Genomic DNA, 17,846 nt, shown 5'->3' on the forward strand with positions numbered 1-17,846 from the left:
TGCAATGACAGCACCGGGACCTGTTCGCGGTCACAATCAGGATTTACGCAATGGGCGGGAGCATCAGGTGGTAATTCAAGGCATGGCGGCAGCAAGCGGGGCGGGTATCGCCAACGCTACAAGACATGATCGGTATGCCGATATCAGTGGCCGCAGGATTGGCGTATCGGCCTGGAACTACCCGGCGCAAAGCGGTCGCCTGCCTATCGTCTTGCTCCATGATTCGCTTGGCGCAATCGGGCTATGGCGCGATTTCCCCGCGATGTTGGCCGCCTGCACCGGACATCCCGTCATTGCCTATGACCGGCTCGGTTTCGGCAACTCCGATTCGCATCCCTCCAGACTTGGCCATGACTTCATTCGCGACGAAGCGCATGCATTCCTGTTGCCATTGATGGACCACCTGGAGGTGGAGCAAGCCATCCTCTTCGGCCACAGCGTCGGCGGTGGCATGGCCCTTGCCGCCGCAGCGCAACTTCCCGGCCGCATCGCCGCAGTGATCACAGAATCCGCCCAGGCCTTCGTCGAAGACCGCACGCTGGAAGGCATCCGAGCCGCCAAGAAGAACTTCGCCGATCCGGCGCAACTGGCGCGGCTGGCGAAGTATCACGGCAACGACCTGGAGAAGGCGCGATGGGTGCTCGATGCCTGGACCGAAACCTGGCTGGCGCCGGAGTTCGCCGGCTGGTCGCTGGAGGAGGATTTGCGCAAGCTGCGATGCCCGGTGCTGGCGATGCATGGCGACTTGGACGAGTTCGGCTCCGGGCGGCATCCGGAGATGATCGCAGGCTTGCCGTCGGCGTTCGCCGGGCAGGGCGAATGCGTGATGTTCGAAGGCTGCGGGCATGTGCCGCATCGGGAAAATCCGGCGCTGGTGCTTGAAACCGTCATGGGTTTCCTGAACCGGCATTTCCCGGGAAAATGAAACAAATGAAACAGGCACAATGAAAAAGGCGGGCATGATGCCCGCCTTTTTCATTGGAGATGGAGATGCTCAGGCCTTGTTCGCCGCGGCAGCCACTGCCGCGTGCGCCTGCACCTCACGGTTCAGCCGCCATACCAGCAACGAAGCCGCCAGCGTGGTGCCGACGATCACATAACCCACCACATCGAAATTGGACAGCCGCCCATCGGCGCCGAGCGTGACGATGTGGCCGGCCACCACCGAAGCGATGCCGCCCGACAACTGCTGGATCGATGCGCTGATGGCGTTGAACGAGCCGCGCTGGGTGGGCGTGGGCACGGTCGATACCAGCGCCTGGAAGGGGATCATGCGCGAGAAGATCCCCAGGAACAGCACCGCGTTGATCAGGATGATCATCGGCACCGTCACCGGACCCAGATGCGTGTAGATCAGCACCATGATGATGGAGAGAACGGCGCCGAACATGAATACGCGGAACTTGCCGGCCTTGTCGGCGGCGCGGCCGATCAGCGGGCCGAAGCCGATGGTGCAGATGCCGGTGACCATGTAGACCGTCGGCAGGTGGTGCAGGTCGATGCCGAGGTTGCCGACCAGGTAGGCGCTGGAGAACGGCATCAGCATGAAGCCGCCGGTCATCAGCAGCGCGGTGGTGGCGAAGGCAACCAGGTAACGCGGTTCGGTGACGGTGTGCAGCAGGTGCGAGAAGGCGCTGTGTTCCTGTTTCAGCTTCAGGTGTTCAGCGACCGGCTGCATCTTCCACAGCACGGCGATGCCGCCGACCAGGCCCAGCGCCGCCATGGCGATGAAGGGCACATGCCAGTTCCAGCTATTGGACAGGTACAGGCCGATCGGGATGCCCAGCACCTGGCTGGCGGCGAAGGCGGTCTGGATCAGGCCCATCACGCGGCCGCGCAGTTGCAGCGGGAACAGGTCGGTGGCGATTGCCAGCACGATGGAACCGATCACGCCGCCGAACAGGCCGGTCACGATGCGCGCGGCCAGCAGGCTTTCAAAGCTCTGCGCCAGCCCGCACCACAGCGTGCCGAGTACGAAGCCGGTGTAGAAGAACAGCAGCAGGCGCTTGCGGTCGAAGCGGTCGGCGAAGCCGGCCGTCAGCAGCCCGGAGATGCCGGCCGAAAAGGCGTAGGCCGACACCACCAGCCCGAACTGCTGCGCGCTGATCTTCATGTCGGGCATGATCATCGCGCCCAGCGGCGACATCAGCATGAAGTCGAGGATGACGGCGAACTGCAGGAAGGCCAGCAGGCCGACCACGGTTTTCTGGTAGGGACTGAAACTGGCCGGTGCGGCGGCAATTGTGGCGTTGTCTTTGTTATTCAAATGAACTCCTTGGCGTTTTCTTTATCGAGGGTGCGCATGCGCGCCGGTGGCGATGGCGGGCAGGAAAGGGCGCACGTGTCCGCATGCGGGAACTGGCAGCGGTAGTGACGAATCAGGGCCGGGGATATTGTGCCGGAGGCCGCTTGTATGGAAAGCGGATCGGCGCCGGTGCGGCGGTCAGCAAGAGTATGCCTAAGCGGCGCGTTGCGCAAGCGGTTCGTACTGACGAATGCCTGACGGGATCTTGTTTTGGCAGCTCGGCCGGAGCAGTGCCGGGGGAGATGTGATGTGAAAGCCGCTGGGTCCTGACTTTCGTCCGGACGACGCAGAGGGGATAGGTTATGCGCTCAATCTCAATTGTTCGAGCGCATCCCGGCTCGTCGTCCCGGCGCAGGCCGGGACCCAGTGACGTTTGTCGCGTACCGAAGAACGTCGTTTCAGCTTATTGCTTCAGCAAGCTGCACTTGGACTCGGCCACGGTGGTGAAAGCCTGTTCGCCCGGGATGGTCTCCAGCAGCTTCAGGTAATCCCAAGGCTTCTTCGATTCCGCCGGCGACTTCACCTGGTACAGGTACATGTCGTGGATGTTGCGGCCATCGGCGCGGATGTAGCCCTTGTTGTAGAAGTCGTCGATCTTCATCTTCTTCAGCTCGGCCATGACCTTGGTCGAGTCGTCGGTGCCGGCCGCCGTTACCGCCTTGAGGTAGGTGGTAGTGGCGGAATAGGCGGCCGCCTGGTGCGTGCTCGGCATCTTCTTCATCTTCTGGTAGAAGCGCTGGGCGAATTTACGCGAAGGCTCGTCCTTGTCCCAGTACCAGCTGTCGGTCATCATCAGGCCTTCGGCATTGGCCAGGCCCAGCGCGTGGATGTCGTTGATCACCATCAGCAGGCCCACCAGTTTCATGTGCTTGGTGACGCCGAATTCCTTGGCGGCCTTGATCGAGTTGACGGTGTCTTCGCCGGCGTTGGCCAGCCCCAGGATCTGCGCCTTGGAGGCTTGCGCCTGCAGCATGAAGGACGACAGGTCGGAGGACAGCGGCGGATGCTTGACCGAGCCGACCACGGTGCCGCCGTTGGCCTTGACCACGGCGCTGGTGTCGTTGGCCAGCGAATGGCCGAAGGCGTAGTCGGCCACCAGGAAGAACCAGCTCTTGCCGCCTTGCTTGATCACGGCCTGGCCGGTGCCCTTGGCCAGCGCCACGGTGTCGTATTCATAGTGCACGGTGTAGGGCGTGCATTCCTCGTTGGTCAGGCGCGCGGTGCCGGCGCCGATGTTGATGTAGACGCGCTTCTTCTCCGCCATCACCTTGTTCATCGACAAGGCCGTGGCCGAGTTGACGCCGCCGATCAGCATGTCCAGGCCGCGCTCGTCGGCCCATTCGCGGGCGCGGGTGGCGGCAATGTCGGCCTTGTTCTGGTGGTCGGCCGAGATGATCTCGACCGGCTTGCCCAGCACCTTGCCGCCATAGTCGACCACCGCCATGCGGATCGCTTCCAGGCCGCCGGCGCCGTCGGTATCGGCATAGGGGCCGGACATGTCGGTGATGAAGCCGATGCGCACGGCATCGTTGGATACCTGCGCCTGCGCGGTGCCGCAGGCGGCTGCCACGGCGAGCGTGCAAGCTAGCAGGCGCAGCGATCCGGCGCGTGGGTTGGATTGGTTCATGGTGCTGTCTCCTTTGGTTTTTATCGGCCGCCTTTGGACGGCTCGTGGGGGATGTCTCGATTTGGTCCGCTTATTGCCCGCGCTTTTGCGCCAGCAGTTGCGCGGCATAGTCGACGCGTACATCGTGCTTGGCCACCATCTGCTGCACCAGCCAATCCATCTCTTCCGGCCTGGCGCCGGCCGCCAGCGCGATATTGCGCGCATGCAGCGCCATGTGGCCGCGCTGGATGCCTTCGGTGGCCAGCGCGCGCAGCGCCGCCATGTTCTGCGCCAGGCCCACGGCCACGGCGACCTCGGCCAGTTCCTGTGCGCTTTGCACCTTGAGGATCTTCAGCGCCGCGCGCGCCACCGGATGGGTCTTGGTGGCGCCGCCCACAAGACCTACCGGCATCGGGATTTCCAGCGTGCCGACCAGGTCGCCGTCGGCGGCGATCTCCCAGTGCGTCAGCGACGTGTAGTGGCCGTTGCGGCTGGCGTAGGCGTGGGCGCCGGCTTCCACCGCGCGCCAGTCGTTGCCGGTAGCGACGATCACCGGATCGATGCCGTTCATGATGCCCTTGTTGTGCGTGGCGGCGCGGTAGGGATCGACCCGGGCGAACTCGTAGGCGTCGACGATGCCATTGATCACTTCATCGCCGCTGTACTGTTGGGTGCCCAATACCTTGGCCGAGACCTTCACGCGCGCCCGCGCCAGGCGCAGGTCGGCCAGGTTGGAGAGGATGCGCAGGCGCACCTTGCCGCCGGTGACCTTTTCGATATGGCCGGCCACCGCCTCGGCCATGGTGTTGACGGTATTGGCGCCCATCGCGTCGCGCACGTCGACGATCAGGTGGGTGACCACCATGGCGCCGCGCCGGGTGTCGGGGAAGACATGCACCTCGATGTCGCGGCAGCCGCCGCCGAGCTTGTTCAGCAACTGGTCGCGGCTGTTGGCGATGTCGATGATGGCCTGGCGTTCCTTCAGGATCGCCAGCCGCGCGCCGTGCGGATCGGTAATGCCGATCAGCTGGATCTGGGCGCGCATCAGCGGCGCGCTGCTGGAGGTCTGGAAGCCGCCGCATTCGCGGATCAGCTTGGCCATGAAGGAGGCCGCGGCTACGACCGACGGTTCTTCCACCGCCATCGGCACCAGCACGTCGCGCCCGTTCAACTGGAAATAGCCGGCCACGCCCAGCGGCAACTGGAAGGTGCCGACCACGTTCTCGATCATGCCGTCGGCGGTGGCCAGCGGCAGCGCGCCGGCATCGGCCAGCAGCGCCTGCTCGGCGGCATCCAGGCCGGCGAGGCGGGCCACCTCGGCCAGGCGCCGTTCGGGATTGAAGTTACGGAAGCCGGGCAGGCGGGAGTCGGTGGTGGTGCTCATGGGTGTTTGTCTCTCTGTCTCTCTTGATGTTTTTTCGCTTGACCGGGGGAGGCCGGGTCGGGAGCAGAATACCAGCGTGTACCAATTTCAATGGGTACAGTTATGTGCCAACAGTGCCGTAACTGTACCTAAGACAATTACTTTGCGACGCAACAAGAACCGGCAAGGAAAGAGGCCATGGCAACCGAACATCGCAACGCCCGCACGCTCACTGGCAAGCTGGTGCAACTGGTGCGCCAGCAGATCGAGGAGGGCATCTACCCGCCCGGCAGCCGCCTGCCGTCGATCCGCGAGATGGCGGCACGGCATGACTGTGCCAAGAACACCATCGTCAATGTCTTCGACGAGCTGACCGCACTGGGCGTGGCCGAGCCGCGCCGCGGTTCCGGCTTTTTCGTCTGCGCCGCGCCGCCGCCGGTGAAGGAGGATGACGAGGGAAGCTTGAGCCGGGCGATGGACGTGGTGTGGCTGATGCGCGAACAGTTGAAGAGCGACCCCGAACACCTGCGCCTGGGCGATGGTTTCCCGCCGCTGGAATGGCTGAGCGATGTGCGCCTGGACAAATTCCACCAGAAGGTGGTGCGCACCGGCATCGGCGCGCTGTTCGGCTACGGCAGCCGCTTCGGCTACCTGCCGCTGCGCCAGCACCTGTCGCACAAGCTGGCGCAGCATGGCATCGAGGCGGCTACCGGGCAGATCGTGCTGACCCACGGCGCCAACCAGGCGCTGGACATCGTGATCCGCAACTTCATCCGCCCCGGCGACCGGGTGCTGGTGGACGAACCCGGCTACTACATGTTGTACGGCAAGCTGAAGCTGTCCGGCGCGCGCATCGTCGGCATTCCGCGTCTGGCGGACGGGCCGGACGTGGCGGCGCTGGAGCGCGAACTCAGCCAGCCGGGCAAGCCGCCGCTGTTCTTCACGCAGTCGCTGGCGCACAACCCGACCGCTTCCGACACCTCGCCGCACAAGGCGCACACGATCCTGCAACTGGCCGACCGCCACAACGCGATCATCGTCGAGAACGATGCCTTCGCCGATTTCAAGCCGGCCACCGCCGCGCGCATTTCGACGCTGGACCAGTTGCGCCGCACGATCTATATCGGCAGCTTTTCCAAGTCGGTATCGGCGGCGCTGCGGGTAGGGTTCATCGCCTGCCACCGCGACCTCGCCAGCGACCTGGCCGACATCAAGATGCTGGTGCATGTCTCCAGCTCCGAATATTGCGAACGCACGCTGGACGTGATCCTCTCCGATGGCCACTTCAGCCGCCATACCGCACGCCTGCGCGACCGCCTTACGCAGGCCACCGAGCAGGCGCGCCACCTGCTGGAGCAGCTCGGCGCCGAACTGTTCTGCACGCCGCAGCAGTCGATGTACCTGTGGGCGCGCTTTCCCCAATTCGGGGATGCCAAGCGGCTGGCGCAAGGGCTGATGGCGCGCAATATCGTGCTGGCGCCGGGCAGCATCTTCCGGCTCGATACCGAAGAGACGGTGGCGTGGTCGCGTTTCAATGTCGGCTTGCTGGGGGATGAACGATTCCGGCGTGCGATGCCCGAATTGCTGAACGAATGTCAAACGGGAGGCGGGATTGCGCAGCCGTGTGCGAAGTAGGGGCGCAATCCCTGCTTGTTCCGCGCTTAGCGTCCTTGTTCCTGCAACGGGGGCATGCCATAGTACAAAGTTGCTGCAGGGATACCAGGCTGCGGGCAGGCAGGGAAACAACAAAAAACGCAAACAACGAAAAATGGCATCGGCATTGAGGCCGGTTGCCGGTATTTGGGGCTGAACGAAATGAATATCCTCGGTAACATGAAAATCGGCAAACGCCTGATGGCCGGCTTTGCCCTGATCCTCGCCTTCTCGGTCATCATCGCCGGCATCGGCGTCTGGCGCTTGCAGAACGTATCGGCCGCCACGCGGGAAATGATGGACGTGCCGCTGCTGAAGGAGCGCCTGATTGCCGACTGGTACGCCAATCTCGTCAGCGGCATTCGCCGCACCACCGCCATCGCCAAGAGCAACGACCCTGCGCTGGGTCCTTATTTTGCCGAGGAGGCGGCGGCTTCGTCCAAGAGCTCGGGCGAGTACCAGAAGAAGGTCGAAGGGCTGATCAGTTCGCCCCAGGAGAAGGAGCTGTTCCAGAAGATCGGCGAATACCGCAAGGCCTACCTTTCCTCGCGCGACGAGATCAACAAGGCCAAGGCGGCAGGCAACCTGGAAGAGGCGGCGCGTGTCCTCGACAAGGTGTTCGTGCCGGCTTCGACAGCGTACCAGGACACCATGCGCCAGTTGGTGGAATTGCAGCGCAGGGAAATCGATGATCACGCCAAGGAGATCGACACCATCGCCGACAAGAGCAGAACCCTGATCGTGGTGCTGGAAGGCCTGATCCTGCTGCTGGGCATCGTCTGCGCGCGTTACCTGACGCTGGGCATCACCCGTCCGCTGGATGTGGCCGTCAACATCTCGCGCCGCGTGGCCGAAGGCGACCTCTCCAGCGATGTGGCGGTAAAGTCGCGGGACGAGACCGGCCAGTTGCTGCAGTCGCTCAAGGACATGAACCACAGCCTGCGCGGCATCGTCAGCAACGTGCGCAGCGGCACCGATACCATCACCACCGCCTCGGCCGAGATCGCCGCCGGCAACCTCGACCTTTCCTCGCGCACGGAAGAGCAGGCCAGTTCGCTGGAAGAAACCGCTTCGGCCATGGAAGAGCTGATCTCCACCGTGCGCCAGAATGCCGACAATGCGCGCCAGGCCAGCCAACTGGCGGTATCGGCCTCGGCCGTGGCGGAGCAGGGCGGCGGCGTGGTCAGCCAGGTGGTCGATACCATGGGCGCGATCAACGAATCCTCGCGCAAGATCGTCGACATCATCAGCGTCATTGACGGCATCGCCTTCCAGACCAACATCCTGGCGCTCAACGCGGCGGTGGAAGCGGCGCGCGCCGGAGAACAGGGCCGCGGCTTCGCGGTGGTGGCTTCCGAGGTGCGTTCGCTGGCCCAGCGTTCGGCGGCCGCCGCCAAGGAAATCAAGCAACTCATCGACGATTCGGTGGCCAAGGTCGATACCGGCAGCAAGCTGGTCGAACAGGCCGGCGCCACCATGACCGAAGTGGTCGCCAGCGTGAAACGCGTGACCGACATCGTCGCCGAGATCAGCGCGGCCAGCGCCGAGCAGACCAACGGCATCGAACAGGTCAACCACGCCATCACGCAGATGGACCAGGTCACGCAGCAGAATGCGGCGCTGGTGGAGCAGGCCGCGGCGGCGGCCGCATCGATGCAGAACCAGGCCGATGCCCTGGCGCACCTGGTCAGCGTGTTTACGCTACACGCGGGCGAACAACCGGCGCGGCGCGAGATCGACATCACGCCGACGTCGGCTATGTTGACGGCATAGTCCGGGAACAACAAGTGGGAGCGAAAATGGCACCTTGGACGGGTGCCATTTTTACGCCGGGAGTCCGGAGCAGTCGCTTGGCGGCGCGTCTTGTGCCATCATCGGAAATCAGAAAAACAAAGGGGGGAGCGCTATGCGCCAAGAGATTAAGCAAACAAGCGGCTGGATGCGATTGTTGGGATATGCCTTGCCTGCGCTGCTGGCAACGGCGACCGCGGTTGCCGCGCCGGATGAAGAGGCGCTGGGGCGCGACGCCGGATATCCGGTCGGCGCCAACCTGGCGCAGGCCTACCAGCAACGCTATATGGTCGGCTCCTTCAGCGCGATGGACAGTGTCGGCCCCTCATGCGAGCAGCCGCCATCGGACAATCCGCTGCCATTGGAAAAGGCGGCCAGTCAGACCGCGTTTCATTACCGTTATCGCGGCGGCTATTATTCGCTGGACGATTACATGCAGCACCAGCGCGCCACCGCCGTGGTCGTGGTCAAGGACGGGCGTATCGTCGCCGAGCGCTACAACTACGGGCGCACCGCGCAAATGCGCATGCTCTCCAATTCCATGGCCAAGACCGTCGTTGCGCTGGGCATCATGAAAGCGCTGGAAGAGGGCCGTATCCGTTCGCTCGACGACCGCGCGCAGGATTACGTGCCGGCGCTGGCCGGCACGCTGTACGGCGGCACACGTATCGTCAACCTGATGCGGATGGCTTCCGGGGCGCGATTTGTGGAGGACTATTCGGGCCGCGACGACCTGACGCGCTTCAACGTGGTGATGCGCAACCAGGGGGCGCTGCAGGCGGCGCAGAGCATTACCGAGCGCGCTTCCCCAGAGGGCGAGCGTTTCAACTACGAGGGGGCGCAGACCACGGTGCTGGGCCTGGTGCTGGAAGGCGCAACCGGACAAACGCTGTGCGCCTGGATCGGCGACAAGATATGGAAGCCGATCGGCGCGCAGGCGGCATCGTTCTGGCTGCTCAATCCGGTGGACTCTACCGCGCGCGCCGCCGGCGGTTTCAATGCCACGGTCTACGACTACGCCCGCCTGGGCATGATGATGGCCGCAGACGGCATGGTGCGCGGACAAGCGGTAATCAGCCGCGAACATTTGCTGGACATGACCGATGCCTCACGCCAGCCCCAGGCTTTCCGGCCCGGCTACATGGCCGATAGCCGTGGCAGCACTTACTTCGGCTACGGCCTGCAAACCTGGATCATGCCGGGCAGCCATCGCCGTTTCGTATTGCTGGGCATCTACGGCCAGGCCATCCTCGTCGATCCCGACCTGAAGCTGGTGGTGGTGCATATGGGCGTCGGCAAGGATGCATCCGGCGATGCCAGCGGCAATCACTTCGGTTTGGAGCGGGATGCCTTGCTGCGCGGCATCGTGGGGACTTATGGCAATTGGTGATGCCTGGCAGGGGCGCTGAGTCAGGCGCCTTTTTTCCAATAATCCGGCTGCGCATAGGCATGCCGCAAGAAATCCACGAAAGCGCGGATGCGCAACGGCAAATGGCGGCGCTGGGCGAAGACCGCATAAATGGACGGCGCGGGGGCGGCGAACTTGTCCAGCACCGTGACCAGCTCGCCGGCCTCGATGGCGGCGCCGACTTCCCACATCGAACGCCAGGCCAGCCCTTTGCCGTTGAGGGCCCAGTTGTGCAGCACCTCGCCGTCGTTGCAGACCATGTTGCCGCCCACCTTGAACACGCTTTCCTTGCCGGATTGCTTGAGCGTCCAGCCGCGCTGGCTGCCTTCGCTGCTGATGGCCAGGCAGTTGTGGCGCGCCAGCTCGTCAGGCGTTTGCGGCGTGCCGTGGCGGCGCAGGTAGGAGGGGGCGGCGACGATCACGCGGTGGTTGTCGGCCAGCTTGACGCTGACCAGGTTGGAGTCGGTCAGGGTGGCGATGCGGATGGCCACGTCGATGCCTTCGCCGATGACGTCGGCGATGCGGTCGTTGAGGTTCAGGGTCAGCGTGACGTCGCGGTGCTCGGCCAGGAAGGAGGGCACCAGCGGCGCCACGTGCTGGCGGCCGAATCCGGCCGGGGCCGAGATCAGCAGGTCGCCGCTGGCGCGCGCGCTGCGCTCGGATACCGCCGATTCGGCATCTTCCAGGTCGGCCAGGATGCGCTGGCAATCTTCCAGGAAGGCGGCGCCTTCGTTGGTCAGCATGATCTTGCGCGTCGTGCGCTGCAGCAACTTGACCCCCAGCCGCTCTTCCAGGGCGTCGAGCCGGCGGCCGATCATGGCGGGGGCGATGCCCTCGGCGCGGGCGGCGGCGGACAGGCTGCCGCGCGCGGCGACTTCGGCGAAGGTGGAAATCTGCTTGAACTGGTCCATGGCGATGCCTCAAAACGGATGTCAGGGATTATCGGCTCACTTGTGACTAAAACGCAAAGATAAATTGATAAAACGTTTCACTCATATCGATTTAGTTTAAATATACTGCGTACATAACAAGTCTGATGCAATGCAGCTAAGCTGCTTGGACATCAGGCACAATTCGAACGTTTTTCTTTTCTTTCTGAGGAGTCCAGCATGACGCAATTGAAGCTGCCCGCCGGCATGGCTATTTCCGGTGAAATCAAGCCGGGTTACGAGAACATCCTGACTTTCGAAGCCCTGTCGCTGGTCGCCAAGCTGTCGCGCGCCTTCGAAGGCCGCCGCCAGGAACTGCTGGCCGCGCGCGCCGAACGCGTCAAGCGCCTGGATGCCGGCGAGCGCCCGGACTTCCTGAAGGAAACCGAAGCTATCCGCAACGGCGACTGGAAGATCACCCCGATCCCCGAAGCGCTGAAGTGCCGCCGCGTGGAAATCACCGGCCCGGTCGAGCGCAAGATGGTCATCAACGCCTTCAACTCGGGCGCCGACAGCTACATGACCGACTTCGAGGATTCCAACTCGCCGGTATGGGACAACCAGATCAGCGGCCAGATCAACCTGTTCGACGCGATCCGCCGCACCATCTCGCTGGAATCCAACGGCAAGAGCTACAAGCTCAACGACAAGATCGCCACCCTGGTGGTGCGTCCGCGCGGCTGGCACCTGGATGAGAAGCACGTCACCATCGACGGCAAGCGCATCTCCGGCGGCATTTTCGACTTCGCGCTGTTCCTGTTCCACAACGCCAAGGAACAGCTGGCGCGCGGCGCCGGCCCGTACTTCTACCTGCCGAAGATGGAATCGCACCTGGAAGCGCGCCTGTGGAACGACATCTTCGTGATGGCGCAAAACGAGATCGGCCTGCCGCAAGGCACCATCAAGGCCACCGTGCTGATCGAGACCATCACCGCCGCCTTCGAGATGGACGAGATCCTGTACGAACTGCGCGAGCACAGCTCGGGCCTGAACGCCGGCCGCTGGGACTACATCTTCTCCTGCATCAAGAAGTTCAAGAACGACAAGGACTTCTGCCTGGCCGACCGCGCCAAGGTCACCATGACCTCGCCGTTCATGCGCGCCTATGCGCTGCTGCTGCTGAAGACCTGCCACAAGCGCGGCGCCCCGGCCATCGGCGGCATGAGCGCGCTGATCCCGATCAAGAACGATCCGGAAAAGAACGCCATCGCCATGCAGGGCATCATCAACGACAAGCGCCGCGACGCCACCGACGGCTACGACGGCGGCTGGGTCGCGCACCCGGGCCTGGTCGAGGCATCGATGAAGGAATTCGTCGCGGTGCTGGGCGACAAGCCGAACCAGTTCGAGAAGCAGCGCCCCGACGTCGACGTCAAGGCCGCCGACCTGCTGGACTTCAAGCCGGAAACCCCGATCACCGAAGCCGGCCTGCGCTACAACATCAACGTCGGCATCCACTACCTGGGCGCCTGGCTGGCCGGCAACGGCTGCGTGCCGATCCACAACCTGATGGAAGATGCGGCCACCGCCGAAATCAGCCGCGCGCAGGTGTGGCAGTGGATCCGCAGCGCCAAGGGCAACCTGGAAGACGGCCGCAAGGTCACCGCCGACATGGTGCGCGCGATGATCCCGGAAGAACTGGCCAAGGTGAAGGAAGTCGCCGGCAACGGTCCGACCTACGACCGCGCCGCCAAGATCTTCGAAGAGATGTCGACTTCCGAGAAGTTCGCGGAATTCCTGACGCTGCCGCTGTACGAAGAGATCTAAGCGCTACCTGAGTAGTGTGATTGGGCCGGGTCCTGTATTGAGCAGGACCCGGCCCTTTTATTTTGCGAATGGAAATCGGACAGCCGGCCCGGCCGTTCCGGTGAAAATCAGGATTCGGTCAGCGGGCGATTCACCAGCTCCGCCACGCCGGCCCAGGGTTCGTTGGAGAACGATGCCGCCAGATGGTCAATGAACGCCTGCACGCGCGCCGGACGGTTGCGTCCCGGCGGCGTCACGATATGCAGCGCGATCGGCTCCACCTGCCAGTCTTCCATGACCACTTCCAATTGCTTCGTCTGCAATTCCTGCCAGACCAGGAAGGCAGGCTGCAGCGCCACGCCCAGGCCCGCCAGCAGGGCGGGCGTCAGGGCTTCGGCATTGTTGGCCTGCATCTGCACGGCCATCGACTGGGTGAATTCGCCGTGCTTGGGGTGCTTGAAGCGCCAGTGCGTGCCGTTGCGCGCATAGCTGTATTGCAGCGCCTTGTGCTGCGCCAGATCGTGCGGATGGCGCGGCCGGCCATGCCGCTCGAAGTAGGACGGCGAACCTACCAGCAGGATGCGCACCTTGCACAGCTGGCGGGCCAGCAGGCTGGAGTCGACCAGGTTGGCGATGCGCAGGGCCAGGTCGAAGCGGTCGCCCACCAGATCCACCTGCTTGTCGTTGAAGTGCACATCCAGTTCGACGTCCGGGTTGGCCTGCAAGAATCCGGGCAGCGCCGGCGCCAGTCGCGCGATGCCGAAGGACATCGGGGCCGATAGCCGTATTACCCCCCGCAGGCTGCTGGACTGTTCGGCCACTTCGGCCTCCACGGCCAGGCCTTCTTCAAGAATGCGCGTGGCATGCTCCAGCGCCGCGTAGCCGTTCGCAGTCAGCGAGATGCGGCGCGAAGTGCGGTGGAACAGCGTGGTCTTCATGCGCGCTTCGAGCCGTGAAATGGCTTTCGACACCGTGGCCTGGGATAGCGAGAACTCATCCGCAGTGCGCGCAAACGAGCCGGTTTCGGCGACCTTGGCAAAGATTGCCCATGCTTCCAGGTCTGGCAGTTTATTCATATCGGCCTTTGGGAGAACATCTTTGCTGCGTGCTTTGGGGTGATCGCCAGCCGCGAATGTACGTCAAAAATGGAAAGAATGGAATTCCATTTCTTGTCTTCTCACCATAGTCGCCCGCTCCTACACTGCCTCCATCGTCATTCACGCACTCAGCGGAGCACACCATGATTGAGCATCGTCCCGTCGGCAGTCTCGGTGTCGCCCGCCATGGCCAGATTGATTCGAAGAGCCATTTTTCTTTCGCCCAGTACCATGATCCGCTGCGTATGCACTGGGGCGTGCTGCGGGCCTGGAACGACGACGCCATTGCGCCGGGTTCCGGTTTTCTTCCCCAGCCGCAGGCCGACATGGAAATCATCACCTATGTGCACGAAGGCGCCATCACTCACAAGGACAGCCTTGGCAACCTGGGCCGCACCGCCGCCGGCGATGTCCAGGTGGTAAGCACAGGGACGGGCATTCGCCATTCCGAATACAACCTGGAGCCTGGCGTCACGCGCATCTTCCAGATCTGGATTCACCCCAGCCAGCAGGGCGCATTGCCATCCTGGGGATGCAAGCCGTTTCCCAAGGACGAGCGCCAGCACCGCTTTGTGGCGCTGGCCAGCGGCGCCAGCGGCGATGAGGATGCCTTGCCGATCCGTGCCGATGCCCGGGTGCTGGGGACCTTGCTCAAGGCCGGCGAAACCGCGACGTATCGCTTCGCCCATGCCGGCCGCTATGGTTACATGGTATTGGCCAAGGGCCGTGCCGAGATCAATGGCATAGCGCTGCGCTCGCAGGATGGTGCCGCCATCCACGGCGAACGGGAGATTGCCGTCACCGCCAGCGAAGATGCCGAGCTGGTGCTGGTCGATGCCGCCGGGCTGGCCTGAACAGATTTTCAATGCTTCATCAAACCGGAAGGGGATTGTGCGGCAGCCCCTTGCCGAAAGAATGCCGCCGCTTTTGATCCTATTCATCCACTAAAGGAAAAGACCATGTCCAGCAAATACCTCGAAGTCCTGACCCCGCAGAACAGCCAGATCATCTTCATCGACCAGCAGCCGCAGATGGCGTTCGGCGTGCAGTCGATCGACCGCCAGGTCCTGAAGAACAATGTCGTGGGCCTGGCCAAGGCGGCAAAGGTGTTCAATATCCCGACCACGATCACCACGGTCGAGACCGAGAGCTTCTCGGGCCATACCTATCCGGAACTGCTGGCCGTGTTTCCGGAGCATAAGATCCTCGAACGCACGTCGATGAACTCCTGGGACGACCAGAACGTGCGCGATGCGCTGGCAGCGAATGCCGCCCAGGGCCGCAAGAAAATCATCGTCTCGGGCCTGTGGACCGAGGTCTGCAATACCACGTTCGCGCTGTCGGCGATGCATGACACCGACTACGAGATCTACATGGTGGCCGACGCTTCGGGCGGCACTTCGCTGGATGCGCACAACTACGCCATGGACCGCATGGTGCAGGCCGGCGTGGTGCCGGTGACCTGGCAGCAGGTGCTGCTGGAGTGGCAGCGCGACTGGGCCCGCCGCGACAGCTACGATGCGGTGATGAATATCGTGCGCGAACATTCCGGCGCATATGGCATGGGCGTGGACTATGCCTATACCATGGTGCACAAGGCTCCTGAGCGCGTACAGCATGGCCAGCGCATTGGCCCCAACCCGGCCAAGTAATATCACACCGCAGTCCCGTGGCTTGCCGTGAAGACGGCAGGCCGCGGACGCCAACATTCCATCGAGGTCCACCATGAAACTCTATGCAATGTCGCTCGGCGCCGGCCTGCTGGTCGGCATCATCTACAGTTTGCTCAACGTGCGTTCCCCGGCGCCGCCGCTGGTGGCGCTGGTCGGGTTGCTGGGCATCCTGCTGGGCGAGCAAGTCATTCCAGTCGGGAAGCAACTGTTGCACGGCATGGCCTTCAACACGGCCTGCGAGCAGACCAGGGCTACAGAACATGTGCTGGGCCAACTGCCCGGACGCAACGAGCAAGCGCCTGCGGACAAGCAGGAATCCGCGTGAGCCGGAACCATTCCGCAGCACGCTCCAGATAAACCTATTGCGCAGGAGAAGCCGACATGTCCCATTCCCAGCCAGACATCATTTTTCACAACGCCCGCATCACCACGCTCAATCGCAGCCAACCCGTCGCCACGGCGATGGCCGTCCAGGATGGCCGCTTCGTGGCCGTGGGCGACGACAAGGAGGTGCTGGCGCTGGCCGGCGCCGGCACCCGGGTGGTCGACCTGAAGCGGCGGGAGGTGCTGCCGGGCCTGTTCGATAACCATACCCACGTGGTGCGCGGCGGCCTGAACTACAACATGGAACTGCGCTGGGACGGCGTGCGTTCGCTGGCGGACGCCATGGAGATGCTGCGCCGCCAGGTGGCCGTCACGCCGGCGCCGCAATGGGTGCGCGTGGTGGGCGGTTTCACCGAGCACCAGTTCGCCGAAAAGCGCTTGCCCACGCTGGAAGAGATCAATGCCATCGCGCCCGATACGCCGGTGTTCCTGCTGCACCTGTACGACCGCGCCTTGCTCAACGGCGCCGCGCTGCGCGCCGTGGGCTATACCAAGGACACGCAGGCGCCGCCGGGCGGCGAGATCATGCGCGATGCCTCCGGCAACCCCACCGGCCTGCTGCTGGCCAAGCCCAATGCGTCGATTCTCTACGCTACGCTGGCCAAGGGACCCAAACTGCCGCTGGAGTACCAAGTCAACTCGACGCGCCACTTCATGCGCGAACTCAACCGCCTGGGCGTGACCGGCGTGATCGATGCCGGCGGCGGTTTCCAGAACTATCCGCAAGACTACCAGGTGATCCAGCAACTGGCCGACGCCGGCCAGATGACGGTGCGCCTGGCCTACAACCTGTTCACGCAAAAGCCGAAGGAGGAAAAGCAGGATTTCCTCAACTGGACCGCCAGCGTGAAATACAAGCAGGGCAACGATTACTTCCGCCACAACGGCGCCGGCGAAATGCTGGTGTTCTCGGCTGCGGACTTCGAGGACTTCCGCCAGCCGCGCCCGGAGATGCCGCCCGAGATGGAGGGCGAGCTGGAAGAGGTGGTGCGCATCCTGGCGCAGAACCGGTGGCCGTGGCGCTTGCATGCCACCTACGATGAAACCATTTCGCGCGCGCTCGACGTGTTCGAGAAAGTCAACCGCGACACGCCGCTGGCAGGCATCAACTGGTTCTTCGACCATGCCGAGACCATCTCCGACCAATCGATCGACCGCATCGCCGCGCTGGGCGGCGGCATCGCCGTGCAGCACCGGATGGCCTACCAGGGCGAATATTTCGTCGAACGCTACGGCGCACGAGCGGCCGAGGCCACCCCGCCCGTCAAGCGCATGCTGGAGCGGGGCGTCAAGGTATCGGCCGGCACCGATGCCACGCGCGTGGCTTCGTACAATCCCTGGGTCTCGCTGTCATGGATGGTCACCGGCAAGACCGTGGGCGGCATGAGCCTGTACCCGCAGCGCAACCTGCTCGACCGCGAGACCGCATTGCGCATGTGGACCGAAAACGTCGCCTGGTTCTCCAACGAAGAAGGCCGGCGCGGGCGCATCGAGGCGGGCCAGATGGCGGACTTCATCGTGCCCAGCAAGGACTATTTCAGCGTTCCCGAAGACGAGATCGCTTTCCTCACTTCCGATCTCACGGTGGTGGGCGGCCGCGTGGTCTACGGCGCGGGCCCCTTCGCGCCGCTGGACGACAATCCGCTGCCGCCGGCCATGCCGGACTGGTCGCCTACCCGTACCTTCAAGGGCTATGCGGCCTGGGGCGAACCCGAAGGCGCGGGCCGCAATTCGCTGCAACCGGCGCACCGGCACATGGCCGCCTGCGGTTGCGGCAGCAGTTGCGGCTTGCATGGGCACAGCCATGCCAAGGCCTGGGCGTCGAGCGTTCCCGCTTCCGACCTGCAGGGATTCTTCGGTGCACTGGGTTGTTCATGCTGGATGGCTTGAG

The 17,846-nt window shown here is 63.7% G+C and carries 14 protein-coding genes; 9 read left to right on the forward strand and 5 right to left on the reverse strand.

From position 1 onward, the window contains the following. Window positions 1-4: 4 nt before the first annotated feature. Entirely contained in the window at window positions 5-925 is a 921-nt protein-coding gene (locus J7548_RS00285) for an alpha/beta fold hydrolase (protein WP_290968748.1), read from the forward strand. A 69-nt stretch (window positions 926-994) separates the two neighbouring features. On the opposite strand, the gene J7548_RS00290 is transcribed toward J7548_RS00285, so the two are convergent. The 3 genes from J7548_RS00290 to J7548_RS00300 all read right to left on the reverse strand — a co-directional run bounded on the left by J7548_RS00290 (window position 995) and on the right by J7548_RS00300 (window position 5,370). After that, the gene (locus J7548_RS00290; protein ID WP_290968751.1) at window positions 995-2,266 is read right to left on the reverse strand and encodes an MFS transporter; all 1,272 of its coding nucleotides are present in this window, start codon (window positions 2,264-2,266) and stop codon (window positions 995-997) included. A gap of 442 nt (window positions 2,267-2,708) precedes the next feature. Continuing rightward, the gene (locus J7548_RS00295; RefSeq protein WP_290968754.1) at window positions 2,709-3,932 is read right to left on the reverse strand and encodes an ABC transporter substrate-binding protein; all 1,224 of its coding nucleotides are present in this window, start codon (window positions 3,930-3,932) and stop codon (window positions 2,709-2,711) included. 70 nt (window positions 3,933-4,002) lie between these two features. Then, window positions 4,003-5,370, reverse strand: a complete 1,368-nt coding sequence (locus tag J7548_RS00300; protein ID WP_290971521.1) for a hydroxymethylglutaryl-CoA reductase, degradative — start codon at window positions 5,368-5,370, stop codon at window positions 4,003-4,005. Between the two features lie 102 nt (window positions 5,371-5,472). Here J7548_RS00300 and J7548_RS00305 point away from each other — a divergent pair, with 102 nt between their 5' ends. The 3 genes from J7548_RS00305 (at window position 5,473) to J7548_RS00315 (ending at window position 10,108) form a co-directional block, all read left to right on the forward strand. Continuing rightward, window positions 5,473-6,909, forward strand: coding sequence for a PLP-dependent aminotransferase family protein (locus J7548_RS00305; protein ID WP_290968757.1), 1,437 nt, complete (start codon window positions 5,473-5,475; stop codon window positions 6,907-6,909). Between the two features lie 180 nt (window positions 6,910-7,089). Continuing rightward, a complete protein-coding gene (locus J7548_RS00310) occupies window positions 7,090-8,700 on the forward strand; it encodes a methyl-accepting chemotaxis protein (RefSeq protein ID WP_290968760.1) in 1,611 nt (536 codons plus the stop codon). Window positions 8,701-8,887: 187 nt separating this feature from the next. Further along, window positions 8,888-10,108 (forward strand): serine hydrolase, encoded by a 1,221-nt coding sequence (locus J7548_RS00315; protein WP_290968764.1) that lies wholly within the window; start codon window positions 8,888-8,890, stop codon window positions 10,106-10,108. A 20-nt stretch (window positions 10,109-10,128) separates the two neighbouring features. Here J7548_RS00315 and J7548_RS00320 read toward each other — a convergent pair whose 3' ends face one another. Further along, the gene (locus J7548_RS00320; RefSeq protein WP_290968768.1) at window positions 10,129-11,037 is read right to left on the reverse strand and encodes a LysR family transcriptional regulator; all 909 of its coding nucleotides are present in this window, start codon (window positions 11,035-11,037) and stop codon (window positions 10,129-10,131) included. 198 nt (window positions 11,038-11,235) lie between these two features. Between J7548_RS00320 and aceB the strand changes: the two genes are divergently transcribed. Beyond that, window positions 11,236-12,822, forward strand: a complete 1,587-nt coding sequence (aceB, locus tag J7548_RS00325) for a malate synthase A (protein ID WP_290968770.1) — start codon at window positions 11,236-11,238, stop codon at window positions 12,820-12,822. 107 nt (window positions 12,823-12,929) lie between these two features. On the opposite strand, the gene J7548_RS00330 is transcribed toward aceB, so the two are convergent. Beyond that, window positions 12,930-13,877: a LysR family transcriptional regulator gene (locus tag J7548_RS00330; RefSeq protein ID WP_290968773.1), complete on the reverse strand. Its 948-nt coding sequence runs from the start codon at window positions 13,875-13,877 to the stop codon at window positions 12,930-12,932. A 164-nt stretch (window positions 13,878-14,041) separates the two neighbouring features. Between J7548_RS00330 and J7548_RS00335 the strand changes: the two genes are divergently transcribed. The 4 genes from J7548_RS00335 to J7548_RS00350 all read left to right on the forward strand — a co-directional run bounded on the left by J7548_RS00335 (window position 14,042) and on the right by J7548_RS00350 (window position 17,845). Next, window positions 14,042-14,752: a pirin family protein gene (locus J7548_RS00335; protein WP_290968776.1), complete on the forward strand. Its 711-nt coding sequence runs from the start codon at window positions 14,042-14,044 to the stop codon at window positions 14,750-14,752. 105 nt (window positions 14,753-14,857) lie between these two features. Further along, on the forward strand, window positions 14,858-15,550 hold the full coding sequence (locus J7548_RS00340) for a hydrolase (protein WP_290968780.1): 693 nt from the start codon (window positions 14,858-14,860) through the stop codon (window positions 15,548-15,550). 73 nt (window positions 15,551-15,623) lie between these two features. Next, window positions 15,624-15,896 (forward strand): XapX domain-containing protein, encoded by a 273-nt coding sequence (locus J7548_RS00345; protein ID WP_290968783.1) that lies wholly within the window; start codon window positions 15,624-15,626, stop codon window positions 15,894-15,896. A gap of 56 nt (window positions 15,897-15,952) precedes the next feature. Further along, a complete protein-coding gene (locus J7548_RS00350; protein WP_290968786.1) occupies window positions 15,953-17,845 on the forward strand; it encodes an amidohydrolase in 1,893 nt (630 codons plus the stop codon). Window position 17,846: the final 1 nt, after the last annotated feature.

The organism is Herbaspirillum sp. (genome assembly GCF_017744395.1).
GTDB lineage: Bacteria > Pseudomonadota > Gammaproteobacteria > Burkholderiales > Burkholderiaceae_D > Herbaspirillum.